This is a genomic window from Halomonas sp. H5 (assembly GCF_050613175.1).
GTDB lineage: Bacteria > Pseudomonadota > Gammaproteobacteria > Pseudomonadales > Halomonadaceae > Bisbaumannia > Bisbaumannia salifodinae.
This window is the reverse complement of record NZ_CP192510.1, coordinates 1,634,649-1,658,063: the sequence shown is the minus strand read 5'-3', so window position 1 is coordinate 1,658,063 and position 23,415 is coordinate 1,634,649. Positions and strand designations below refer to the sequence as shown.

Sequence of the window (23,415 nt, the reverse complement as noted above, 5' to 3'; positions counted from 1 at the left end):
CTCCATCACTGCTCGCCTCCCGGATAGACGCTGTCGAGCTTGCGCCAGTCGTCCTCGGCGCGATCGGCCCCCTGCCCCCAGTCGGGGTAGGTGTTCATGGTGTCGGGCACCTGGGCGGGCCACCAGCAGGGATCGGCGCAGCCGTAGAGGTCCGCCTCCATGGGCTGGCACAGCGAGGCCACGCCGCCGAAGGGATCCACCTCCCAGCCCGGATCGAAGCTGGAGGTGCAGCCGGCGATGGTCTGCATGGCCTGGACCTCCTCCAGGGCCTCCGGGGTCGCGGCCCGCTCCATCTCGCGAGCCTTGCGGTTGAGGGGCGCCAGCCCCAGCTGGGTCATGGTCTTGTTGTTATCGCTGTGATTGCTCATACACTCTGCCTCCCGGCCAGGGGACCGTCGAGAAACTCGGGGTTATGACGCAGGATGCGCGCGTAGGCCTGGATGCCGAAATCGACCCAGTCGCGCATCAGGTCACAGTAGTGGTAGGTGGGGGTCATGGGGTCGCCGTAGCGGGCGTAGCTCTCGTGATAGCAGCCGCCGGAGCAGAGATTGCGGATCCGGCAGTCGCTGCAGCCGCGCTCGGAGCGGTCGCTCCTGGCCTCGATAAACTGCTTGAGGCCGGCATGGTCGAGCCCCTCGCCGACGTTGCCGAAGGTGGGCATCTCGGAGCCGGTGAAGCGGTGGCATAGGTGCACGTCGCCTTCGTGATCCACCGACACCAGGCCCAGGCCGGCGCCACAGGGCACCGCCTTGCTGCGCCCTTCCCAGAGGTCGGTGAGCAACTGGTTGAAGTTGCCGAAGCCGATATCGCGGCCCTCGATGGCGGCGGCCACGGCGCGCTCGCCGAGCTCGACCATGGCGTCGAAGACCTGCTTGAGCTCCTCGCCGCTGAGGTTGTAGGCGGCCATGTCGCCGGAGGTGACCGGGGCGAAGCCCGCCTCGGCGAAGCCCAGCTCGTTGACCAGGTGATCGTGGATGCCGATCACGTCGGTGATGCCCCGGGTCAGGGTGACCCGGGCCCCCACCGGCCGCGAGCGGTAGCCGGCCAGCAGCGGCTTGATGCGCTTGGCCACCAGGTCGTAGGTGCCCTGGCCGTTGACCGCGATGCGGTTCTTGTCATGGATCGCCTTGGGCCCGTCCATGCTCACCGTCAGGCCGAAGCGGTGGGCATCGAAGAAGGCGATCTTCTCCTCGTTGAGCAGGGTGGCGTTGGTGGTCAGGGTGAAGTCCACCGCCTTGCCGAGGCCGTGGATACGCGCCTCGGCCCAGGCCACCACCTCGCGGATCAGCGGCATATTGCTGAGCGGCTCGCCGCCGAAGAAGACGATATTGTAGCGGTCGCGTTGCGGCGCCTCGCGCAGCATCATCTCGATGGAGGCCTGGGCGGTGGCCAGGTCCATCTTCTTGCCGTCCCGGGGGTTGTCCAGGTCTTCCTTGTAGCAGTAGCTGCAGCTCAGGTTGCAGCCGGTGTTGACGTTGAGCACCACGGTGGAGAGCGGGAACTGCTCCACCTCGACGCTGGGGTTGTAGGCCTGCACCGCGCCGTCGGTGATCAGCTTCAGCGCCTTGAGCTGGGCCAGGCGCGCCTCGATATCGTCGCCACTCGCCCTGCGTATCAGGTTTTCCGGCAGTTCCCCACTATCGAGCCCCTCCCCGCGCCCGGCCAGCGCCAGCAGCTCCTCGCTGAGGGCGTCCGGGGCGAACAGGCTGGTGGTGGGGATATGGAACCACAGCGGCTGGCCTTCCACCTCCACCCGATGCAGGTTCTGGGGTATGGCTTGCAAGATTCCCATCATGGCCTCCTGGTGTTAGCGCAGCGGCGGGTTGTTCCAGCGTTGCACGGTGACGATCAGTTGGGCCTCATCCTGGACCTCGGGCTGGCCGTCCACCGTAGCGGTCACGCGCAGGCTGCCGACATTGTTGGCGTTGTACTGGCGCAGCGGGTTGGGGCCGGCGCCGGCGGGGGTAAAGATGCCGGTGGCGGCGTCCAGCACGCCGGCGAACTTGGCGTCCTCGTCGCGTTCGGCGATCTCGTCCCAGGGGGCAACGCTCCAGCGTACCGGCACCTGGCCCAGCGGAATGGCATCCTCGCCCTCGCCCAGGTAGCCCAGGGCGCTGAAGACGCCACTCACCGGCGGGGTGCGGTCGTTGCCGATACGCGCCACGCCGAGTGCCGGGCTCACCTCCAGGCGATCCACGGCCTGATAGCCGGCCAGCAGGGTCTCGGCGCCGACGTCACCCACGGCCACCGGCAGCCAGCCGGGGGTCAGGTCGGCGGCCGCCTCCACGTCGAGCACCAGGCGGTGGTCGCCGCGCTCGATCACCTCGCGCACGCTGACGCCCTCGCCCAGGTCGATCTCGCCGTCGGCGAGGCCGTGGCCCAGCAGCACCAGGCGGCTTCGCGTGCCGGCCTTCAGCGAGGCCGGCAGGCTGGCCGTCAGGCCCGGCTCGGCGGCCTCACGGGGCGCCATCTCGACCCGCATACCGAAGGCGTCGTCGTGATCGTCGAAGATGCGCCCGCCGGGGCGCGCCTCGGAGAGGTCCAGCACCTGCTTGAAGTCACGGCCGTTGAGGCTCAGGTTGGCGCGCCACTCGTAGCCGGTGTAGACGATGGCCTGACCGGCGCCGTCGAGTTCGCGGCCATCGGTAAAGGCGCCCTCCAGGCTCAGGGCATAGGCATCCTCGCCCTCGGCGGCGGTGATGGTGACATCAGCATAGAAGTCGCCCTCGCCGGGCCAGTGGCCCCAGAGCTGCCAGTCCCCCGCCGGATCCACGGCGTCCTGCGCCTGCCAGGCGTCCCAGGCCGCGCTCTCCAGGCCCTGGGTCTCGGCCAGCCAGGGGGCGATCTCGTCCAGGGCGAGCTCGAACCAGTCGCGATCCCGGGCCATGGCCTGGTACTCGATGGTCTGGAACTGGCCCACATGGAAGTGCACCAGGCGCTCCCACTCCTCCAGGGGACGGCGCTGCAACTGGGCGCGGCCGCCGGTATGGCAGCGGGCACACATCTCCTGATAGCTGGGGTGGTCGAAGGACTCGATGCGGTTGAGGCGGCGCTCGATCAGCTCACGCTGGGGGGCGCTCTCCTCGGGGGCCAGGCCCCGGGTATCGGCGAGGAACTTGACGATATCGCGGCGCGCCTCCAGGGGCAGCTCCAGGCCATGCATGGTCTGCATGCGCGCGATGGTCATGTCCCAGCCTTCCGGGGTCTTGCGCTGGGCACTGATGCGGCTCCAGCCGTTATCCTCGCCACCCGCCTGGTGGCAACCGGAGCAGTAGCGATTGATGGCCTGCTCGCCGGGGTCGGCGCCGGCCATCAGCGGGGTCGAGGCGATGGCCACCAGACAGAGGCCTCGCAGGGGGGACAGCGTTCTCAAGGCAATCTCTCCTCGTTGTTATTGTCAGGCACTGGGGGCCAGGGCCCGCCATATCAGGAGCTATGGAAGTTTTGGGCCATCACCCATTTTTTATCGTTATATCAATCTTCTATCCACAAGACCCCGGGCTGACCCGGGGCCTTGACCGGCGCCGGTGTCGCAGCCTGGGACAGTGCGGGCGTGCCGACTTGCAACGCCGGGTTTCGAGACACCTAGTAACGCACAACGCCGCCCCCGTGGCGACACGGGGGCGGCGTTGCGGCACCAGGGTTAGCTGGCGGGGGTGAGACTTACTTCAGGCGTTCGAACACCGTGGCCACGCCCTGGCCCATGCCGATGCACATGGTGGCCAGGCCCAGGGTGGTGTCCTGCTGCTGCATCACGTTGAGCAGGGTGGTGCAGATGCGGGTGCCGGAGCAGCCCAGGGGGTGACCGAGGGCGATGGCGCCACCGTTGAGGTTGACCTTGTCGTCCATGGCGTCGCGCAGGCCCAGGTCCTTGAGCACCGGCAGGCCCTGGGCGGCGAAGGCCTCGTTGAGTTCCACGGTCTGGATATCGTCGATGGTCAGCCCCGCGGCCTTGAGGGCCTGCTGGGAGGCGGGCACCGGACCATAGCCCATGATGGAGGCATCGCAACCCGCCACCCCGGTGGAAAGCACCCGGGCGATGGGTTCCAGGCCCAGGGCCTGGGCGCGCGCGTAGCTCATCACCGCCATCCCGGAGGCGCCCACGGAGAGCGCCGAGGAGGTGCCGGCGGTAACGGTGCCGTTCCTGGGATCGAAGACCGGCTTGAGGGAAGCCATCTTCTCCAGGCTGGCATCGGCGCGGATCACCTCGTCGCGCTTGACCAGGATCTTGAAACCCCGCTCGTCATGGCCCTCGACGCCGATGATCTCGTTGTCGAAGCGGCCCGCCTCGGCGGCGGCCTGGGCGCGCTGGTGGGAGCGCACGCCGAAGGCGTCCTGCTCCTCGCGGCCGATGCCGTGCATCTTGCCCAGCAGCTCGGCGGTCAGGCCCATCATCATGGCGGCCTTGGCGGCGTGCTTGCTGACCGCCGGGTTGACGTCGACGCCATGCATCATGGAGACGTGCTCCATGTGCTCGACGCCGCCCACCAGGTAGACATCGCCCATGCCAGCGCGGATATTGGCGGCGGCGATATGCAGGGCGCTCATCGAGGAGCCGCACAGGCGGTTGACGGTCTGCCCCGGCACGCTGCGCGGGATGCCAGTCAGGATGGCGGCGTTGCGGGCGATGTTGTAGCCCTGCTCCAGGGTCTGGTTGACGCAGCCCCAGATGACGTCATCGATCTCGGCGGGATCGAGGCCCGGGGAGCGCGCCAGCAGCGCCTCCATCACGGTGGCGGAGAGGTTCTCGGCGCGCACGTGGCGGAAGGCGCCGTTCTTGGCCTTGGCCATGGCGGTACGCACGCCGTCCACCACCACGACATCTCTCGGATTCAAGCTCATCTTCATTCTCCTTCAGGCGGTGGATCAGGCGTAGAAGCGGGTGCCGTCGGCGGCCATCCGACGCAGGGTCTCGGTGGGGGCATAGAGGGGCCCCAGCTCCTCGGCCAGGCGCTCGGCCTGGGCCACGAACTCGGCCACGCCCAGGGCGTCGATATAGCGCAGGGCGCCACCGCGGAACGGCGGGAAGCCGATACCGTAGATCAGCGCCATGTCCGCCTCGGCGGCGCTGCCGACGATGCCGTCTTCCAGGCAGCGCACCGTCTCCAGGCACAGCGGCACCATCATGCGGCTGATGATCTCCTCGTCGGAGAGCTCGCGGCTCTCCTTGGCCACCTGCTGGACCAGGGCAATGGCCTCTTCGTCCACCACCTTCCTGGGCTTGCCCTTCTTGTCTTCCTCGTAGGCGTAGAAGCCCTTGGCGTTCTTCTGGCCCAGGCGCTCCTTCTCGAACATCAGCTGGATGGCGCTCTTGTCGCCACCGCCGCCCAGGCTGCCCATGCGCTCCGGGAAGCCCTCGGCCATCACCTCGCCGGCGTGCACGGCGGTGTCCATGCCCACCACGTCGAGCAGGTAGGCGGGGCCCATGGGCCAGCCGAACTTCTCCATCAGCTTGTCGACGCGCTGGAAGTCGGCGCCCTGTTCCATCAGCAGGCTGAAGCCGCCGAAGTAGGGGAAGAGCACCCGGTTGACCAGGAAGCCCGGGCAGTCGTTGACCACGATGGGGGTCTTGCCCATGGCACGGGCATAGGCCACGGTGGCGGCCACGGCGGCGTCACTGCTCTTCTCGCCGCGAATCACCTCGACCAGGGGCATGCGGTGCACCGGGTTGAAGAAGTGCATGCCGCAGAAGTTCTCGGGGCGCTTGAGATTCTGGGCCAGGCGATCGATGGAGATGGTCGAGGTGTTGGAGGTGAGAATGGTCTTCTCGTCCACCTGGTCCTCCAGCTCGGTGAGCACCGCCTCCTTGACCCTGGGATTCTCGACCACCGCCTCGACCACCAGGTCGACGTGACCGAAGTCGCCGTAGGAGAGGGTCGGGCGAATATGGCTGAGCTTCTCGGCCATCTGCTCGGTGGTGAGCTTCTTGCGCTCCACCTGCTTGGCGAACAGCTTGCGGGCCTCCTTGAGGCCCAGCTCCAGCGCCTCCTCCTTGATATCCTTCATCAGGATGGGGGTGCCCTTGGAGGCGCTCTGGTAGGCGATGCCGCCGCCCATGATGCCGGCGCCCAGCACCGCGGCCTGCTGGATCGGCGCGACCTGCTTCGCGTACTTGCCGGCCTTCTTCTTGACCAGCTGGTCGTTGAGGAAGAGGCCCACCAGGTTGAAGCAGACGTCGGTCTTGGCCAGCTTGGCGAAGGCCTTGGCCTCGATGGCCTGGGCCCGCTCCCGGGACTCCCCGGCGCCCTTCTGGATCACCTTGATCGACTCCACCGGCGCCGGGTAATGGGGCCCGGCCTTGCCGGCCACATAGCCCTTGGCGGTCTCGAAGGCCATCATCTGCTCGATGGGGCCGAGCTTGAGCGGCGAGGTCTTCTCGGCGCGGCGGGCCCGGTAGTCCAGCTCACCGCTGGCGGCACGGGCCAGCAGGTCCAGGGCCGCGGCCTCGAGCTGATCCCCCGGCACCACCGCATCCACGGCGCCCATCTTCAGGGCCGCCGCGGCCTTGTTCTCGGTGCCGCCGGCGATCCACTCGATGGCGTTGTCGGCGCCGATCAGCCGCGGCAGGCGCACGCAGCCGCCCCAGCCCGGCAGAATGCCCAGCTTGGTCTCGGGCAGGCCCAGCCTGGCGGAGTCGGCCATCACCCGGTAGTCGGTGGTCAGGGCCACCTCACAGCCGCCGCCCAGGGCGATGCCGTTGATGGCGGTGACGGTGGGAAAGGGAAGATCCTCGATGACATTGAAGATGGCGTGCACCCGCTCGAGCATCACCTGAATCTCCTCGCCGTCACGCTCGAAGAGGCCGTGGAACTCGGTGATATCGGCGCCGACAATAAAGGCCTCCTTGGCGCTATCGATCACCAGCCCCTGGAGGCCGCTCTCGCCCTGCAGCGCCTTGACGGCCTCGCCCAGCTCCTCGATCACGGCCCGGGAGAGCTTGTTGACGGATTCGTCTCGGAGGTCGAAGGTGAGTCGGGCGATGCCCTCGCCATGCGTCGCCACCGTGATGGCATTGCCTTGATAAATCATCCACGTATCTCCACACAGGGTTGGATGCCGGAAGACGGTATGCATTCATACGGTCGTTTGATTTAGCGTTAGCTTGGTTCAGCTTGGTCGCCACGTCAAGCCCCCTTCTCTCGGCGGATGGTCGATACTAGAACCTGGCTGCGCCATCCTTGCACCGCCTGTCGCCCAGCGGCGACTCCCGAACCCCGGCCGACCCTGCTAGCCTGCGCCGAGCGTTTCCGCCACGAGGCCAGCGATGCCCGATACCTCCGTTTCCACGCCCCCCGCCCCCCATCCGCGCCTGCGTCGCCTGCAGGCCGGCGTCGAGGCCCTGCTGATCCGGCTGCGCCCCTACCTGTGGGTATGGCCGCCCATCGCCTTCGGCGCCGGGGTGCTGAGCTTCTTCCTGGTGGATCGCCAGCAGTGGCTGGGCGGCCTGCTGGCCCTGGGCATGCTGCTGGCCTGGGTGCTGCTGCTCGGCGAGGGGCTGATCGGTCGGCTGCTGGCCCGCCGCGGCTACCCCACCCTGCCCCAGGGCATCACCGCCTTTATTGCCCAGTTGATCCATCAGGAGACGCTGTTCTTCTGCCTGCCCTTCCTGCTGGCCACCACCGTCTGGACCAGCGGCCAGGCGCTGTTCACCCTGCTGCTGATCGGCCTGGGCCTGCTATCGATCATCGACCCCCTCTATTATCGGCTAGCCGGGCGCCTGCGCTGGCTCTATTTCGCCTTCCACGCCCAGTGCGTCTTCGTGGTGGTGCTGGTGACCCTGCCGCTGCTGCTCTCCCTGACCACCGCGGAGAGCCTGGGCTATGCCCTGCTGGCCATGGTGGTCTTCGCCCTACCGAGCCTGATCCACCTGCTGCATCCCAAGGGCTGGCGCAGTTGGCTGACCCTGCTGGGCGTGGCCCTGCTGCTGGCCGGTGCTGCCTGGTCGGGGCGCGCCTGGGTGCCCACGGCTCACCTGAGGTTGACCGGCAGCGCCCTGGCCCCGGAGCTGGATCGCGACAGCCGCACCCCGGTGGGCGAACTCGACCTTACCCCCGAGGCCCTGGCCCGGGAGGGACTCTACGCCTATACGGCGATTCGCGCGCCCCGCGGCCTGGAGGAGACCATCTACCACGAGTGGCACCATCAGGGGGAGTTGCTCGATCGCATCCCCCTGACGGTACACGGTGGCCGCGAGGCGGGCTATCGGGCCTGGAGCCATAAGCTCAATTTCCCCGAGACATCGAGCGGCGACTGGCGCATCGATATCGTCACCTCCTCCGGCCAACGCCTGGGCAGCCTGCGCTTTGACGTGAGCGCCGCGGCGCCTCAGCGGGCGGATGGCGAGATTCACGTTCTCCAGGGCATTCCCGGGCTGGAGTGGCGGCGCATGCTGCCGGGCATGCCCGGGAGTCACGGCGAGCCGGGATGACGCGACGCCTCTCGACGCTTTTTCCACGCCAATCTTCCGACCCGCGGCCGCCAAGGCTTGCAATGGCGGCAATCGCTTCGGACAATGCAACTATTAGCCTGCAAACACGAAGTCCAATGCATCAAAATATCGGTTTCCGACTCTCACGCCTGCCGCGCCTGTGGCGGGCCATCCTCGACCAGCGCCTGGCGCCCCTGGGCCTGACCCAGACCCGCTGGGTCACTCTCTACCATCTGTGGCGCCTCGGCGACGGTCAGCCCCAGTGCGACCTGGCCCGGGCCATCGGGGTCGAGGCCCCGTCCCTGGTACGCACCCTGGATCAGCTCGCCGAACAGGGCCTGATCGAACGCTGCCCCTGCGACCAGGATCGTCGCACCAAGCGCATCTTCCTCACCGAGGCGGCGACGCCCCTGCTGCAGCAGATCGATGCGGTGGTGGCCGAGGCACGTCAGGAGATGCTGGCGGGCCTCAGCGACGACGAGGTTCACCAGCTCGATGCCCTGCTGGGACGGATCGAGGAGAATGGCCTGCGCCTGCAGGGACGCGACGAGGACGCCTGATCCCAGGCCGCCCTCCCCCTACACGAAGACGGCACCCTAAGGGTGCCGTCTTCGTGTATGGGGCAAAGCCTTAAGCCCGGGGCCTGGGCCGGGGACGGTCGGGGCGTCCCGCCAGTTGGTCGCGCAGGAAGAGGAAGTCATCGCGATAGCCGAGGAAACGCTCGGTATTCTGTGACTCGTACCACCACAGGGTCAGGGCCTGCTCGTTGGATTCCAGCACCAGGGCGTCCTGGGGCAGCCGCTCCAGCAGGGCGAAGAGGCGTTCCCGGGCCGCCTCCGGCAGGGGCCGCAGTGGCTCGGTGCGCCAGCGCCAGCCGGCATGGCAGGGCTTGAGCGACTCCCCGGACTCGCTATCGCGGACCAGCACGAAGGTGGGACCGGGACGCTCCTGGGGGTAGCGCCAGCGATAGGCGGGCATGGACGTCTTCACATCATGCAGGGGCGGCACCTCGAGCTTCACCTCCACCCCCGCCTTGATCACGGCGTTGCGCAGGCCGGCCACTCGCTTCTGGCGCGGACTGGGCTTGAGCCACATCACCGGCGACACCACCAGCGCCAGTGCCAAGAGAATGATTAGCCAGGTCATCGGCTGCCTCGTCGAATGTCACAAAACGTTGATATAAGTCGTTGTTCCGGGCCCACTAGAGCGCCTAGAGTAAGGGGTATCAGCCCGCTGTCGCCATGCGAGGAGTCCCATGAACAACGAATATCGCCATATCCTGGTCGCCGTCGATCTGACCAAGGATTCCCATAAGGTCCTGGAGCGCGCCCTGCCCATCGCCGAGCGCAACCAGGCCAAACTCTCCATCATGCATACCCTGGAGCCGCTGGGCTTCGCCTATGGCGGCGATATCCCCATGGATCTCACCAGCATCCAGGATCAGCTCGACGATCATGCCAAGCAGCGCCTGGCGGAGATCGCCGATCCTCACAAGGTGCCCAAGGAGAACCAGCACGTGGTGGTGGGCATGCCCGATACCGAGATCCACCGCTTCGCCGAAGAGCACGACGTGGATCTGATCGTGGTGGGCTCCCATGGGCGCCACGGCTTCGCCCTGCTGCTGGGCTCCACCTCCACCGGCGTGCTGCACGGCGCCCAGTGCGATGTGCTGGCGGTGCGGGTTGGCAAGAAGGGCGAAGAAAGCGACGAATAACGGAAGCACTGATTGACTGCTGCGCTCGATATCCTGGCCGCCGGCGGTCAAAGTATCGAGCGCAGTAGCGAATTATCGCTTACTCCCCGGCGGCGAGCGCCTCCAGTTCCATCCACCGCTCCATGGCCTCGTCCAGCTCCGCCTGCTTGGCGCCCATCGCCTCCAGGGTCGCGGTGACCCGGCTGGCCTCCTGCTGATAGAAGTCGGGATCCCCCACCCTGGCCTCGAACTCGGCCACCTCGGCCTCCAGTTGCTCGATACGCGCTGGCAGGCCGTCGAGCTCCCGCTGCAGCTTGTAGGAGAGCTTGGCGGGCTTTTTGGCGGCGGACTTGGTCGCCTTCTGCGGCGTCTCGGCCTCGGCCACCGGCTCGGCCCGCTGCCGCGCCGCCCCTTCCCAGGGCGCCGGGGGCAACTTGCCGCCCTGGCGTACCCAGTCGCTGTAGCCGCCCACGTACTCGCGCACCCGGCCATCGCCCTCGAAGGCCAGCACCCCGGTCACCACGTTGTCCATAAAGGTCCGGTCGTGGGAGACCAGCAGCAGGGTGCCCTCGAAGTCGAGCAGCAGCTCCTCGAGCAGCTCCAGGGTCTCCACGTCCAGGTCGTTGGTGGGTTCGTCGAGCACCAGCACATTGGCCGGCTGGGTGAACAGCTTGGCCAGCAGCAGGCGATTGGATTCGCCACCGGAGAGCACCTTGACCGGCTGGCGGGCCCGCTCCGGGGTGAACAGGAAGTCCTGGAGGTAGCTGATCACATGGCGATCCTTGCCCCCCACCGTGACCCGGTCGCTGCCCTGGGCCACGTTGTCGTAGACGCTCTTGTCCATCTCCAGGCCGGCGCGCAGCTGATCGAAATAGGCCACCTTGAGGTTGGTGCCCAGGCGCACCTGGCCCTCGCTGGGCTCCAGCTCGCCGAGCAGGATCTTCAGCAGGGTGGTCTTGCCGGCCCCATTGCGGCCGATAAAGCCGATGCGATCGCCGCGCTGGATCTCCAGGCTGAGATCGCGGATCACCGTCTCGTCGCCGAAGCGCTGGGTGACCTTGATCAGCTCCACCACCCGCTTGCCGGTACGCTCGCCGCTGTCCACCGAGAGGTTGGCATTGCCCTGGCGCTCGCGGCGCTGGCTGCGCTCGCGGCGCATCTGCTCCAGCGCCCTCACCCGCCCCTCGTTGCGGGTCCGCCGGGCCTTGATGCCCTGGCGAATCCACGCCTCTTCCTGGGCCAGCTTCTTGTCGAACTCGGCGTTCTCCTTGGCCTCCACCTCCAGCTCATGGGCCTTCTGGGCCTGATACTTGGCGTAGTCGCCGGGGTAGCGGCCGAGCCGCCCCCGGTCGAGCTCGAGAATGCCGGTGGCCAGCCGCGACAGGAAGGCGCGGTCGTGAGTGATAAAGAGCACGGCGCCCTGGAAGGCCAGCAGCTGCTCCTCCAGCCAGGCGATGGTGTCCAGGTCCAGGTGGTTGGTGGGCTCGTCCAGCAGCAGCAGGTCGGGGTCGGCCACCAGGGCCCGGGCCAGGGCCACGCGACGCCGCCAGCCCCCGGAGAGGGAGGTCATCAGGTCGTCCGCCGGCAGGCCCAGGCGGGTCAGGATCACATCGATACGCTGGTTGAAGGACCAGCCGTCGATCGCCTCCAGTTGGGTCTGCAGGGTCGCCATGCGCCGCATATCCGGGTCGTCCTGCTGCACCAGGTGGTGATACTCGGCGAGCAGGCTCCCGGCCTCGGGCAGGCCCTCGGCCACCACGTCGAAGATGGTCTCCCCGGAGGCCACCGGCAGGTCCTGGGCCAGCACCCCTACCTTGAGCCCCGGCGCCCGCCAGATGTTCCCGCCATCGGGGAGGATCTCCCCGGAGACCAGCCTGAGCAGGGTCGACTTGCCGGTGCCGTTGCGGCCCACCAGGGCCAGGCGCTCGCCCTTCTCCAGCACCAGCTCGGCGCCGTTGAGCAGCACCTGGGGGCCATAGGCGAGCTGCAGCTGTTCCAGACGTAACAGGGTCACACGCAATCCTCATCGAATCGGCAAAGGCGCTAGTGTAACGCATGGCCGAGCCCGGGTGGGCTTGGTTACACTAGGCGCCCGCTCAGCAAGGAGACTCTGGCCTTGGCCGACTTCGATGACGTTCTGCCCGAGGCGCTGCGCCGGCGCGCCCCGGCGCCGTTGGTGGATATTGGCGCCAACCTGACCCACGAGAGCTTCACCCGCGATCGCGATGCGGTGATCCAGCGCGCCCGGGCGGCCAATGTCACCACCCTGATCCTCACCGGCACTGATCGGGAGCATGCCGAACAGGCGGTGGCCCTGGCCCGGGAGATCCCCGGCTGCTATGCCACCGCCGGGGTCCACCCCCATGATGCCAGCCGCTGGAATGGCGAGCTGGCCCAGGCCATGGCGGCGCTCCACGCCCACCCCGAGGTGGTGGCGGTGGGCGAGTGCGGTCTCGATTTCAACCGCAACTTCTCCACCCCCGCCGAGCAGGAGCGCGCCTTCGAGGCGCAGCTGCAGCAGGCCGCCGAGCGCCGCCTGCCGCTGTTTATCCATGAGCGGGACGCCGGGCGGCGCATGACCGAGATGCTGAGCCACTGGCGGGACGACATTCCCCAGGCGGTGGTGCACTGCTTTACCGGCGAGCGGGCCACTCTGCACGGCTACCTGGACCTCGACCTGCATATCGGCCTGACCGGCTGGATCTGTGACGAGCGGCGCGGCCACCATCTGCGCGAGCTGGTGCGGGACATTCCCGCGAGCCGCCTGATGCTGGAGACCGATTGCCCCTATCTGCTGCCGCGCAACCTGCCCGCCAAGCTCAAGGGCCGGCGTCACGAGCCGGCGCTGCTACCCTTTATCCTGGACGAGATCGCCCACTGGCGCGGCGAGTCCCCGGCGACCCTGGCCGAGGCCACCAGCGCCACGGCCCGGGCCTTCTTTGCCCTGCCCTGCCCCGAAGAGGAACCCTGAGATGGCCGATTTTCCTGGCTTTATCGCCGTCGAGACCGGTGAGGATGGCGGCCTGCCCCTGGCCATTGCCTGGAGCCTGCCCAATGGGCAGGTCAAGCACACCCTGATCCAGCCCGACGACAGCTGGCTGAATGACGAACTGGTGGCACTGGGGGACTACAGCCTGGAGGAGCTGGAGGGGCTGGGGGTCAGCCCCCTGGACGTGATCCGCGAGCTGGAGAATGACCACTTCAGCCAGACCCTGCTCACCGCCGGCGTCAGCGACGACGAGTCGGCCCTGGCGCGGCTGTTCGATGCGTTCGGCCTCGACCCCTTCGTGGAGCTGGCCCCGGCGGAGTCCCTCTACCCCGACCTGCCCACCGGCGAGTGGATCCGGCGCCGCAATGAGCTGTTCGGCGAACTGGGCCTGGAGCCGCTGCGCGCCGACCAGGAAGTGCAGGTGATGCTGGCCCTGCATCAGCGCCTTGGCGAGGGGGACTAGGCGGGCAGCGCCTCGGCGGCCAGCAAGGCTCGCCCGCAGGCGATGGCCGCCTCCCGCGACCGGCCCTGGCGATAGTAGGCCGTCAGGGCCGCGCGGAAGGCCGCGGCGCGGCGCGGCAGCCCCTCCTCGAGATAGCGCCCGGCCCGCGCCGCCACCCGGGCCTGGAAGGCCAGGCGATTCACCGCCACCTCCCCCAGGTTATCGACGCTGACGTGGAAGTCGCGACCGGCCGCCGCGGCGAACAGCGACTCCAGGGCCTGGGGCGCCACCTCCACCGTCTCGAAGGCGCGCTGCTGCTCGGCATCGCGGCCATCGGGCAGGTACCAGTAGCCGTAGTCCTCCTGCTGGCGCCGCCGGGCCCCGGCGATACACCAGTGGCTGATCTCGTGCAGGGCACTGGCATAGAAGCCCCGGGCGAAGATCACCCGGTGGTAGGGGCAGTGCGCATCCGCGGGGCGGTAGAGCGGTTCGTCGCCGCCGCGCACCAGGCGGGTACGGCAGGTATCGGCGAAGAGCCCATCGAACAGGGCGATCACGTCGTCGAGGCGGTGCTCCACGGTCTCTCCTCGGCTGGCAAATGGGCCACATTATAGGGATCGGGGACGGCGACGAATATCCTCGGCTATTGCTAAACTAGGCCGTCTTGCCCGAATGGACAGGCGTTATCGGAACGCCCTGTTAAAAGGAGTTCGACCTTGGCACGCCACGCTTCCTCCCCGCTGGCCAGCAGCCGGCGGGAGACCTCGCTATTGATGCGTCTCGCCCTGCCGATCTGTGGCGCCCAACTGGCCCAGGCCGGCATGGGGGTCACCGATGTGATGATGACCGGGCGCCAGAGCGCCACCGACCTGGCCGCGGTCTCGGTAGGGTCGAGCCTATGGATGCCGTTGATGCTGTTCATGACCGGCACCCTGATGGGACTCACCCCCATCGTCGCCCAGTTGCTGGGCGGCGGGCGCCAGGCGCGAATTCGCCCCAATGTGCACCAGGCGCTGTGGGTGGCACTCTGTCTGGGGCTGATCGGCGCCCTGCTGCTGTGGTTCGCGGTGATGCCGATCTTCCGCCTGATGGGGGTTCCCGAGGCGGTGGCGGAGCTCTCGGCGGCCTATCTGTCGGCGGTGGCCTTCGGCATGCCCGGGGTGGCCCTCTTCCAGGCCCTGCGCGCCTTCTCCGACGGCATGAACCATACCCGTCCCTCCCTGGCCATCAGCCTGGTGGGCCTGGGCGTGAATATCCCCAGTAACTTCGTGCTGATCTACGGCGGCGCCGGCCTGACCGGGCTGTTCGGCGACTGGCTACCGACGCCGATCCAGCAACTGCCGGCACTGGGCGCCTGGGGCTGCGGCATCGCCACGGCGCTCTCCATGTGGGTCATGGGGCTGACCATGTGCCGTTACACCCAGCGCAGCCGCACCTTCCACGAGATCGAGCTATGGCACGCCCCCACCCCGCCGAGCTGGCGCCTGATTCGCCAACTGCTCGTCGTCGGGGTCCCCATCGGCGTGGCCATCTTCGTCGAGGTGACCCTCTTTACCCTGATCGCCCTCTTCGTGGCCAGCTTCGGCGAGGTGACGGTGGCGGCTCACCAGGTGGCGCTCAACTTCACCTCGATTCTCTTTATGCTGCCCCTGTCGCTGGGCATGGCGTTGACGGTGCGGGTCGGCAATACCCTGGGAACGGGTAACCTGCGGGGGGCACGCTTCGTGGCCTGGAACGGCATCGCCGTGTGCCTGGGGATCGCGCTGTTCAACAACCTGATCATCTGGTTCGGCGCGGAACCGGTGATCGCCCTTTACACTCACAATACCGAGGTGCAACGCCTGGCCCTCTCCCTGGTGGTACTGGCCATGCTCTATCAGGTCTCGGACTCGCTGCAGGTGACCATGGCCGGCGCCCTGCGCGGCTACAAGGACACCCGCATCATCATGGTCTTCACCCTGGTCTCCTACTGGCTGGTGGGGCTGGCCGGGGGCCACTGGCTCGGCACCCGCGGCCTGGGCCCCTGGCTGGAGCCGCTGGGCGTGCACGGCTACTGGATCGGCCTGGTGGCCGGCCTGAGCGTGGCGGCCCTGCTGCTGGGCTGGCGCCTGCAGGCGATCAGTCGGGCCGTCAGCGACGGACGACGCCATGTGGCTCAAAGCGACTAGGATTGCCATGATCGCAGCCGCCCTGCTGTCGGCCGGCTGCGACCGCCAGGGCGCCAGCGACACCCTGCTGGTGGACTACCAGCGCCGGCTCGCCGAGGCCCTGGCCACGGCCCCTCCCAGCCCCTCACCGCCGGACAATATCCCGGCCTTTCCCGAGCCGGGCGAGCGCCTCTTCGAGATTCCCGAGACCCGCGAGGGGCTGCTCGATGTGCATGCCCTGCGACGCTGCCATATCACCACCCTGGTGGCGGAGCGCAACAGCACCCTGGGCCGTGTCGCCCCACCCAGCCAGCGCTGGCACTACGAACTGGAGCTATGGCGGCGCCTGGAGGCCTGCCGGGAGAGCGAGGTGGCCGAGGAGCTCGGCGAGGCGGATCGAGCGCGCCTCGAGCGCCTCACCACCACCAAGGGCGAACAGCTGGCCCGGGTCGGCTGGAATACCCTGCTCGGCTCCAGCGAATGGGTCGGCAACTTCTCCCGCGCCAGCCGCCCCCTGGCCCCCTCGGGGGGTCGCTGACCTGGCCCCCCACCTGGCCGCCCTGGACTACCTGGAGACGGCGGCCCACAACCAGTTCAATCGCGATTGGCAACTGGACACCTCGACCCTGGAGGGCCACCTCAAGACCCTCCAGGAGAGCCCGCTCAGCGCGCGGCTACTGCGCACCCTGATGCTGACCAACCAACGCCTCGCGGAGACCAACGCCCTGCTGGCCAGGCAATTACACCAGGGCGCCGCCTGCGAGCACCGCGATGCCCTGCGGCGGGTCAGCGAGGAGCCGCTGAACTCCCGGGTTCAGCCCTTTATCACCACCCTGGCGGAGCAGACTGAAGCCTGGTTCGGCGCCCTGGATCGGCTCTATGACGCCCATGAGGTGGCCCGAGCCCCGATCCGGGATTATCACCGACGCTGGTTCTCCCTGGAGACCCCGGACACCCCCTGGGCCGAGTTCCAGGCCGCCCACGCCACCCACGAGGCACTCTGGGATCGACTCCGCCAGGCCTGCGGACTGGATCAAGGGGCTTAACTTTCCACTAGCGACTGTGCTAATAGTGAACCGAGGCGCTTCGCGGGCGACCCAGGGGTCGACCCGATGCCGTGACCACGCCGTGCAAGGAGGGTAATCATGGGTATCCCACTGTCCCCCCGCTCCGCCCAGGTCATCGACCTGGAGACCATGCGACAACGGCAACTGGCCAAGCGCCGATTGCTGCGCCTTTGTCCCGAACTCGACGGCCTGGAGATGCTCTATCGCCTGGCCTCGGACCCCGACACCCTCTACGGCATGCCATTGCTGGCCTGGGGCCTTCGCGAGGATGGCGAAGTCGTGGGCCTGGTGCCCTGGATGGAGGCCCTGACCCCCTGCCATGAGCTCGACGACCCCGAGCATGGCCACTTCATCGGCTACCGGGACCCGGAGACCGAGGAGATCTTCTACAGTCCTCCCGAACACAAGGTCTTCGAACTCGAGCATGCCGCCGCCTACTTCGACTACGAGGAGACCGGCGAGACCACCCTGATCCAGCAACTCCCCGATAACCAGGGCACCCACGCCCTGTGCATGGACGACGACGACACCCCCTGGCAACTCAAGCAGGTATTCGGCTGGCGGCTCTACAGCAACGGTGAGGTGGAGGCGCTACTGGTGGACGAGAACCGCGTCGCCTCCACCCCGGTGCTGATCGGCGACGACTGCCTCTACCCGGGGCATAGCCGCCACCGGGTGGTCTACTTCTTCCAGCGGGTGATCGCCAACCGCATCAAGGAGGAGGATCCGGCGACCCTGGAGGCCCTGGCCCTGATGGTGGCCAAGTAGGCGAGAGGCGGCGTTAACGCCGCCCCATGGCGCACCCTCAGCCCAAGCGGATAAGATAGGTGTAGGTGTCGCCCTGCTCGGACTGGTGGATCAATTCATGACCCAGGAAGCTGCAGAACTTGGGGATATCGCGGGTGGTGGCGGGATCGGTGGCGGTCACCGCCAGCACCTCCCCCGGTCGCATGTCACGCACCCGGTTATGCATCAGCATGATCGGCTCGGGACAATAGAGTCCACTGGTGTCCAGATGCGCATCCGCCTTGGGCAGGTCATTGGCAATATCGGCCATGAGTATCCTCGAACGTCGTCGCCGGCTCGGCCAGCCGGATAGGGAGCTGTAACATGATCAAGATCATCATCGAGCGCCGGATCATGCCGGGGCTCGAAGAAGAATACGATGCCGCGGCTCGGGAAGCCATGCGTGCCTCCATCAATGCCCGCGGCTTTATCGCCGGGGAGAGCCTACGCGAACGCCACCATCCGGAGCATCGCCTGCTGATCACCCAGTGGCGCGACTTGAGCGCCTGGAAGGACTGGGAAAACAGCCTCGAGCGACAGCAGGCCATGCAGCATATCCTGCCGCTGCTCACCGAAGACGAGCATATCCGCATCTACGAACACTACTGAGGCCGACCACCCTCGCCGGGCGGACTCAGTCCAGCAGGCGCACATGCACCGTCACCTCTTCCCGATCATGGTAGAGGTGACGGCATCGCAGCTCGGCCCTGACCCCCGCCTCGCCCAGGCTCGCCTCCAGATGCGCCAGGCAGCGCGCCACCTCCTGCCAGCGCCGCTTCATCGGCAGCTTGAGATTGAATACCGCCTCACGACACCAGCGCCGCAGCAACCAGCGTTCGATCATCGCCATCACCCGCGCCGGCTTGTCGACGATATCGCAGACCAGCCAATCCAGGCGCCCCGGCGGCTCCCAGACGAAACCATCCTCGCGCAGGTGCTCCACCTGGCCGCTGGCCATCAGCGCCTTGTCCATGGGGCCATTGTCGATGGCGTAGACGTGCATGCCGCGGGCCACCAACTGATAGGTCCAGCCACCGGGCGCCGCGCCGAGATCCGCCGCCTGCATGCCCTCGTACAGCCGCACCGGCCACTCCTCCCGGGGCACGAAGCAGTGCCAGGCCTCCTCCAGCTTGAGGGTCGAGCGGCTCGGCGCCGCCTTGGGGAAGCGCAAGCGCACGATCCCCCCGGGATGCTCGCTGCGGTTGCCGGGGAAGCTGATACCGAGCTGCACCGCATCCCCCGCCGTCCACAGCAGGTGCAGGCGCCGCCCGCCGGCCTTGCGACGCAGGGCACCGCGCTTCTTGAGTAGCGACGTCAGGGGCCGATCCAGCGCCTTGCTCAGCCCCACCAGGGCCTTGCCGTCGTTGGTGTCCGGCGTCTCGTGCCAGATCGACTCGAAGCTCCAGCCGCTGGCCTGGACCTGCTCGAGGATCGGCGACAGGCGGTCCTCCCGAGAGAGCCCGACCAGGGGAGGTAGCGCCACCAGGGACTGGCGGGCAAAGACCAGGTCGGCCAGGGGTAATTCACGGTGCAGGCCATTGATCGGCGTCTCACCGGCGCCCCGGAAATCGACCACGCCTCCATTGGCGGCAAACGTCGTCTCGCCGGCCCAGCCCAGGGCAGCGGCCTTGTCGCTGACCTCGGCGGCCAGATCATGCTCGAAACCGGGACGACACAAGAGCAGCAGATGCTGGGGAATCACGGCGACCTCCTGTTGTAGGGCCGCCAAGTCTAAGCGCCCATCGCCACCACGTCGAGGTCAACGCCGCGAGCCCCGGGACTGCTTGAGGGCCTCGATATCCTGCAGCTGCACGTTCAGGGCATTGGTCGAGATGGTGACCTCCCACAGGGAGAAGATCAGTGACACCGACAGACTCAACAGACTGATGCCGAACAACACCATGCCCAGCATTTCCAGGGAGAGAAAGAGCGCGAACATCGACAGGGTGCAGAGCAGGAAGCTCAACACCCCGGCCAGTTGCATGCGCTTGGTCAGGCTGATGCGCTGACGCAGCATCAGGATCTGCCGGGCGGCCACTTCGTGGTGCTGATCCCGCTCCTCATCGGCCAGCTTGCGAATCAACTGGGCCAGGGTCAGGAAGCGATTGGTATAGGCAAGCAGCAGCAGGGAAATGGCCGGAAACAACAGGGCCGGGGTGGTCAGGGTCACGAACGCCTCCAGCGAAATCAACGGACGAGAACAGTCTACCAGAGTCGCTCCTCATGCCACTCATCGTTGAAAAATCATCTATGAAAAATACTTCATGCATTGCATTGGTGCAGACTATTTCGGAGAGTTGAAGTGATTTTGGCTAATATTGCCGTACATTCCCCGCATAACCCATACAGTTGCTGCATAAGGGTGCATTGCATTATATTGGTGCGCCAAGTGAAAAGTCTTTTCATAACGATAGCGATCCCATGCGGTCGCTCACCCTTAGCGCCACCGACAGGACACCCCCATGCCCTACGTGCACGACACCCTGGAACGCCTCAAGCGCACCAGTCCCGCCCAGACCGAGTTCTACCAGGCCGCCGAAGAGGTCCTCGATAGCCTGCGCCCCCTGCTCGACAAGGACCCCCACTACCATGATCACAGCATCATCGAGCGTATCGTCGAGCCCGAGCGCCAGATCATGTTCCGGGTCTGCTGGCAGGACGACAACGGCAAGGTGCGCGTGAACAAGGGCTACCGTGTCCAGTTCAACTCGGCACTCGGCCCCTACAAGGGCGGCCTGCGTTTTCACCCCAGCGTCAACGCCGGCATCATCAAGTTCCTGGGCTTCGAGCAGATCTTCAAGAATGCCCTGACTGGCCTGCCCATCGGCGGCGGCAAGGGCGGCTCCGATTTCGACCCCAAGGGCAAGTCGGACCGTGAGATCATGCGCTTCTGCCAGGCCTTTATGAACGAACTCTATCGCCATATCGGCCCCACCACCGATGTGCCGGCCGGAGATATCGGCGTCGGCGGCCGCGAGATCGGTTACCTGTTCGGCCAGTACAAGCGCCTGACCGGCCGCTACGAAGGCGTGTTGACCGGCAAGGGCCTCAACTGGGGTGGCTCCCTGGGCCGCAAGGAAGCGACCGGCTATGGCGCGGTCTATTTCGCCCAGAACATGCTGGCCGCCCGCGGCGACACCCTCGACGGCAAGTCCTGCCTGGTCTCCGGCGCCGGCAACGTGGCCATCTACACCATCGAGAAGCTCTACCAGCTCGGCGCCCGTCCGGTGACCTGCTCCGACTCCCAGGGCAGCATCCATGACCCGAGTGGCATCCAGCTCGATACCCTCAAGTTGCTCAAGGAGGTCAAGCGCACCTCCCTGCGTGAATACGTGGAGCATCATCCGGATGCCACCTATATCGATGCCCAGGACTATCCGTCCGACGGCCATGCGGTATGGCGCATCCCGGGCGAGCTGGCTTTCCCCTCCGCCACCCAGAACGAAGTGACCGAAGCGGACGCCGAGGCGATGCTGGCCAATGGCGTGCGCGCCATCAGTGAAGGCTCCAATATGGCCTCCACCGCCGGCGCCGTGGATCGCTTCCTGGAGGCGCGCATCGACTATGGTCCCGGCAAGGCCGCCAATGCCGGCGGCGTGGCCACCAGTCAGTTGGAGATGGCCCAGAACAGCAGCATGCAACAGTGGAGCCTGGAGAAGGTGGACGAGAAGCTGCAGTCCATCATGGCCGATATCTACCAGCGCTGTGCCGACACCGCCAAGGAGTTCGGCCAGCCCCACAACCTGGTGTTGGGTGCGAACATTGCAGGTTTCCGCAAGGTCGCCGATGCCATGATCGAGCAGGGCGTGGGCTAATTCCCTCCTTGATGCGCTCGATCAGGGGAGGCTAGTTCATCGCCCCCAACGCAAGACGCCCGGCCAATGGCCGGGCGTCTTCGTATGCGCATCTGAGCTGTTACTGGTCCAGGAGGATGCCCTGCTCGCGCGCCATGGCCAGGGCCGCCTGGGGCCCGGTCCAGAGTGAAGGCAGCAGCACCAGGGAGACCGGGATCGCGGTGATCACGATAAACTGCTGCAGGGCGCCGATCTGGCCCGCCCCCATATAGAGCAGAATGGCCGCCATCAGCGCCATGGCGATACCCCAGAAGGCGCGAACCATCGGACTCGGTGCATCGTGGCCGGTAGCCACTACCGAGATCGAGTAACTCATGGAGTCCCCGGTGGTGGCCACGAAGATAGAGGTCAGCAGCAGGATCGCCAGAGCCATCCCGGCGCCTCCCGGCAAGGCCTGGGCCACGGTCAGGGTCGCCACGTCGAACTGAAAGTTATTCAGCGCCTCGGTAAGATCGATGGCGCCGCTCAGTTGATAGTGAATGCCCGAGCCCCCCAGCAGGGTGAACCATAGCGTAGTGGCGATGGGCGCCAACACGGCCACGGCCAGGATCATCTGGCGAATGGTGCGCCCCCGGGAGATCCGCGCCACGAAGATCGCCATCAGCGGTCCGTAGCCGATAAACCAGGCGAAGAAGAACACCGTCCACCACTGCATCCACCAGGCCGGCGCCGTCTCCGCGGTCATGGTGGCCATGGTAAAGAAGGAGGTGACATAGGCCCCCATGCTCTGGGTATAGGCATTGATCAGGAACAGTGTCGGCCCGAAAAAGAAGATCACCAGGGCGATGGCCAGGGCCAGGAGGACATTGAAGCGACTCAACAGCTGAATTCCCCGCTGGATGCCGCTCATCGCCGAGGCCACATAGACACTGGCCAGCACGGCGAGGATGATCAACTGGGTGCCATAGCCCTGGGAGATCCCCACCAACTCATGCAGACCGAAGCTGACCTGGGTGGCCAGGAAGCCGATCGGCCCCACGGTCCCCGCCACCACGGCGATCACGCAGCAGGCATCTACCACCCCTCCCAGGGGGCCGCGCATCAAGCGCTCGCCGAGGACCGGCACCAGAAGGGTGCGCGGCTGCAGGGGGAGCCCGCAAACGTAGTGGGCATGGGCCAGCACCACGGCGGTCAGGGAACCCAGTACCGCCCAGGCCAGGAAGCCCCAATGCATAAAGGATTGCGCCAGGGCACCACTCACCGCCTCGACGCTGCCCGCCTCGGTCTCGAAGGCCGGCGGCGTCACCACGAAGTGGTAGATAGGCTCACCGGCGGCGAAGAAGACCCCTCCCCCCGCCAGCAGGGTGCACATGATGATCGACAGCCACTTGAAGGTACTTATCTCCGGGCTGTCGAGATTTCCCACCCGGGCGCGTGCGGCCGGCGATAACGCCACCCCGACGGCCACGAAGAAGGTCACCAGCAGCAGCAACTGGAAATAAGAGCCCAGCACCTTCGCCGTCCAGGCGAAGCCGGCCGCGATGGCCCCGGCCACGCCCTCGATATCGTAGAGAGAAGCGGCCACGAAGAGCACGATAAAGCCGATACTCAGGCCAAGCACCAGGGGATCTCCCAGGGACTGGCGTGTGCCGGCGCCCTCGAGGGCGGGGGAAGCCTCGGATTGTGAACGGGACATGCCGTCAGTTATCTCCATCAGATTTCAGAAATCATAAAAAAACCCAGCCTCGTTAGAAGCTGGGTCGCCATTGCTCAATATTGGTTTGGGGGGGCCATACATGCCATAAAAAAACCCCAGCCTCTGTCGAAGCTGGGGTTTTCTCTGAATAAGTGCCTGACGATGACCTACTCTCGCATGGGGAGACCCCACACTACCATCGGCGCTGAGCGGTTTCACTGCTGAGTTCGGCATGGGATCAGGTGGTTCCCACTCGCTATGGTCGTCAGGCGTAAACGGTGGCCGGCTGCGTTTGTGTCGCAACCCGCCTATGAATCATGCTGTTGAGGATCGTCTCACGTATCCGGCGCGTACCATCGCGCAAACCCCTTGG

The 23,415-nt window shown here is 66.7% G+C and carries 23 protein-coding genes and 1 rRNA gene; 11 read left to right on the top strand and 13 right to left on the bottom strand.

Annotation, left to right across the window (positions count from 1 at the left end):
• Positions 1 to 5: 5 nt before the first annotated feature.
• The 5 genes from qhpC to fadB all read right to left on the bottom strand — a co-directional run bounded on the left by qhpC (position 6) and on the right by fadB (position 7,029).
• Entirely contained in the window at positions 6 to 368 is a 363-nt protein-coding gene (gene qhpC, locus ACQ1W9_RS07635; RefSeq protein WP_346062067.1) for a quinohemoprotein amine dehydrogenase subunit gamma, read from the bottom strand.
• Complete coding sequence (gene peaB, locus ACQ1W9_RS07630; protein WP_431026039.1) at positions 365 to 1,792, bottom strand: quinohemoprotein amine dehydrogenase maturation protein; 1,428 nt, start codon at positions 1,790 to 1,792, stop codon at positions 365 to 367. Before peaB ends, qhpC begins: the two co-directional genes overlap by 4 nt.
• 15 nt (positions 1,793 to 1,807) lie before the next feature.
• Positions 1,808 to 3,373, bottom strand: a complete 1,566-nt coding sequence (gene peaA, locus ACQ1W9_RS07625) for a quinohemoprotein amine dehydrogenase subunit alpha (RefSeq protein WP_431026038.1) — start codon at positions 3,371 to 3,373, stop codon at positions 1,808 to 1,810.
• Between the two features lie 290 nt (positions 3,374 to 3,663).
• On the bottom strand, positions 3,664 to 4,842 hold the full coding sequence (gene fadA / locus ACQ1W9_RS07620) for an acetyl-CoA C-acyltransferase FadA (RefSeq protein WP_431026037.1): 1,179 nt from the start codon (positions 4,840 to 4,842) through the stop codon (positions 3,664 to 3,666).
• Positions 4,843 to 4,866: 24 nt separating this feature from the next.
• The gene (gene fadB, locus ACQ1W9_RS07615; protein ID WP_431026036.1) at positions 4,867 to 7,029 is read right to left on the bottom strand and encodes a fatty acid oxidation complex subunit alpha FadB; all 2,163 of its coding nucleotides are present in this window, start codon (positions 7,027 to 7,029) and stop codon (positions 4,867 to 4,869) included.
• Between the two features lie 235 nt (positions 7,030 to 7,264).
• Here fadB and ACQ1W9_RS07610 point away from each other — a divergent pair, with 235 nt between their 5' ends.
• Together ACQ1W9_RS07610 and slyA are read left to right on the top strand one after the other, a co-directional pair.
• A complete protein-coding gene (locus tag ACQ1W9_RS07610) occupies positions 7,265 to 8,428 on the top strand; it encodes a DUF5924 family protein (protein WP_431026035.1) in 1,164 nt (387 codons plus the stop codon).
• A 116-nt stretch (positions 8,429 to 8,544) separates the two neighbouring features.
• Entirely contained in the window at positions 8,545 to 8,988 is a 444-nt protein-coding gene (gene slyA, locus ACQ1W9_RS07605) for a transcriptional regulator SlyA (RefSeq protein ID WP_346062061.1), read from the top strand.
• 70 nt (positions 8,989 to 9,058) lie between these two features.
• On the opposite strand, the gene ACQ1W9_RS07600 is transcribed toward slyA, so the two are convergent.
• On the bottom strand, positions 9,059 to 9,574 hold the full coding sequence (locus tag ACQ1W9_RS07600; RefSeq protein ID WP_346062060.1) for a preprotein translocase subunit YajC: 516 nt from the start codon (positions 9,572 to 9,574) through the stop codon (positions 9,059 to 9,061).
• Between the two features lie 109 nt (positions 9,575 to 9,683).
• On the opposite strand from ACQ1W9_RS07600, the gene ACQ1W9_RS07595 reads away from it, so the two are divergent.
• Positions 9,684 to 10,142 carry a universal stress protein gene (locus tag ACQ1W9_RS07595; RefSeq protein ID WP_431026034.1) on the top strand — a complete coding sequence of 153 codons (459 nt, stop codon included), beginning with the start codon at positions 9,684 to 9,686 and terminating at the stop codon, positions 10,140 to 10,142.
• 79 nt (positions 10,143 to 10,221) lie between these two features.
• Here ACQ1W9_RS07595 and ACQ1W9_RS07590 read toward each other — a convergent pair whose 3' ends face one another.
• The gene (locus tag ACQ1W9_RS07590) at positions 10,222 to 12,135 is read right to left on the bottom strand and encodes an ATP-binding cassette domain-containing protein (RefSeq protein ID WP_431026033.1); all 1,914 of its coding nucleotides are present in this window, start codon (positions 12,133 to 12,135) and stop codon (positions 10,222 to 10,224) included.
• 96 nt (positions 12,136 to 12,231) lie between these two features.
• Here ACQ1W9_RS07590 and ACQ1W9_RS07585 point away from each other — a divergent pair, with 96 nt between their 5' ends.
• Together ACQ1W9_RS07585 and ACQ1W9_RS07580 are read left to right on the top strand one after the other, a co-directional pair.
• A complete protein-coding gene (locus ACQ1W9_RS07585) occupies positions 12,232 to 13,092 on the top strand; it encodes a TatD family hydrolase (RefSeq protein WP_431026426.1) in 861 nt (286 codons plus the stop codon).
• A 1-nt stretch (position 13,093) separates the two neighbouring features.
• Positions 13,094 to 13,573 carry a hypothetical protein gene (locus tag ACQ1W9_RS07580; protein ID WP_431026032.1) on the top strand — a complete coding sequence of 160 codons (480 nt, stop codon included), beginning with the start codon at positions 13,094 to 13,096 and terminating at the stop codon, positions 13,571 to 13,573.
• Here ACQ1W9_RS07580 and ACQ1W9_RS07575 read toward each other — a convergent pair.
• Positions 13,570 to 14,130 carry an elongation factor P hydroxylase gene (locus ACQ1W9_RS07575; RefSeq protein ID WP_431026031.1) on the bottom strand — a complete coding sequence of 187 codons (561 nt, stop codon included), beginning with the start codon at positions 14,128 to 14,130 and terminating at the stop codon, positions 13,570 to 13,572. The two genes, ACQ1W9_RS07580 and ACQ1W9_RS07575, sit on opposite strands and share 4 nt — an antisense overlap.
• A 195-nt stretch (positions 14,131 to 14,325) precedes the next feature.
• Between ACQ1W9_RS07575 and ACQ1W9_RS07570 the strand changes: the two genes are divergently transcribed.
• From ACQ1W9_RS07570 to ACQ1W9_RS07555, 4 genes are all read left to right on the top strand, one after another.
• A complete protein-coding gene (locus ACQ1W9_RS07570; RefSeq protein ID WP_431026425.1) occupies positions 14,326 to 15,720 on the top strand; it encodes an MATE family efflux transporter in 1,395 nt (464 codons plus the stop codon).
• Between the two features lie 7 nt (positions 15,721 to 15,727).
• A complete protein-coding gene (locus ACQ1W9_RS07565) occupies positions 15,728 to 16,237 on the top strand; it encodes a DUF3080 family protein (RefSeq protein ID WP_431026030.1) in 510 nt (169 codons plus the stop codon).
• Positions 16,158 to 16,745: a DUF3080 family protein gene (locus tag ACQ1W9_RS07560; RefSeq protein ID WP_431026424.1), complete on the top strand. Its 588-nt coding sequence runs from the start codon at positions 16,158 to 16,160 to the stop codon at positions 16,743 to 16,745. The genes ACQ1W9_RS07565 and ACQ1W9_RS07560 overlap by 80 nt, the downstream gene beginning before the upstream one ends.
• 99 nt (positions 16,746 to 16,844) lie before the next feature.
• Entirely contained in the window at positions 16,845 to 17,534 is a 690-nt protein-coding gene (locus ACQ1W9_RS07555; RefSeq protein WP_431026029.1) for a hypothetical protein, read from the top strand.
• 37 nt (positions 17,535 to 17,571) lie between these two features.
• Here ACQ1W9_RS07555 and tusA read toward each other — a convergent pair whose 3' ends face one another.
• A complete protein-coding gene (gene tusA / locus ACQ1W9_RS07550; protein ID WP_346062053.1) occupies positions 17,572 to 17,823 on the bottom strand; it encodes a sulfurtransferase TusA in 252 nt (83 codons plus the stop codon).
• Between the two features lie 53 nt (positions 17,824 to 17,876).
• On the opposite strand from tusA, the gene ACQ1W9_RS07545 reads away from it, so the two are divergent.
• Positions 17,877 to 18,161: an antibiotic biosynthesis monooxygenase family protein gene (locus ACQ1W9_RS07545; RefSeq protein WP_431026028.1), complete on the top strand. Its 285-nt coding sequence runs from the start codon at positions 17,877 to 17,879 to the stop codon at positions 18,159 to 18,161.
• A 25-nt stretch (positions 18,162 to 18,186) separates the two neighbouring features.
• Here the strand turns inward: ACQ1W9_RS07545 and rlmM are convergent, their stop codons facing one another.
• Together rlmM and ACQ1W9_RS07535 are read right to left on the bottom strand one after the other, a co-directional pair.
• On the bottom strand, positions 18,187 to 19,254 hold the full coding sequence (gene rlmM, locus ACQ1W9_RS07540; RefSeq protein WP_346062051.1) for a 23S rRNA (cytidine(2498)-2'-O)-methyltransferase RlmM: 1,068 nt from the start codon (positions 19,252 to 19,254) through the stop codon (positions 18,187 to 18,189).
• A 57-nt stretch (positions 19,255 to 19,311) separates the two neighbouring features.
• Positions 19,312 to 19,722 carry a DUF2721 domain-containing protein gene (locus tag ACQ1W9_RS07535; protein WP_346062050.1) on the bottom strand — a complete coding sequence of 137 codons (411 nt, stop codon included), beginning with the start codon at positions 19,720 to 19,722 and terminating at the stop codon, positions 19,312 to 19,314.
• Between the two features lie 292 nt (positions 19,723 to 20,014).
• Here ACQ1W9_RS07535 and gdhA point away from each other — a divergent pair, with 292 nt between their 5' ends.
• Positions 20,015 to 21,367, top strand: a complete 1,353-nt coding sequence (gene gdhA / locus ACQ1W9_RS07530) for an NADP-specific glutamate dehydrogenase (RefSeq protein ID WP_431026027.1) — start codon at positions 20,015 to 20,017, stop codon at positions 21,365 to 21,367.
• 100 nt (positions 21,368 to 21,467) lie between these two features.
• Here the strand turns inward: gdhA and ACQ1W9_RS07525 are convergent, their stop codons facing one another.
• Both ACQ1W9_RS07525 and rrf read right to left on the bottom strand, forming a co-directional pair.
• Complete coding sequence (locus ACQ1W9_RS07525; RefSeq protein ID WP_431026026.1) at positions 21,468 to 23,042, bottom strand: BCCT family transporter; 1,575 nt, start codon at positions 23,040 to 23,042, stop codon at positions 21,468 to 21,470.
• A gap of 154 nt (positions 23,043 to 23,196) precedes the next feature.
• Positions 23,197 to 23,312 (bottom strand): 5S ribosomal RNA (gene rrf, locus ACQ1W9_RS07520).
• Between the last annotated feature and the right edge of the window lie 103 nt (positions 23,313 to 23,415).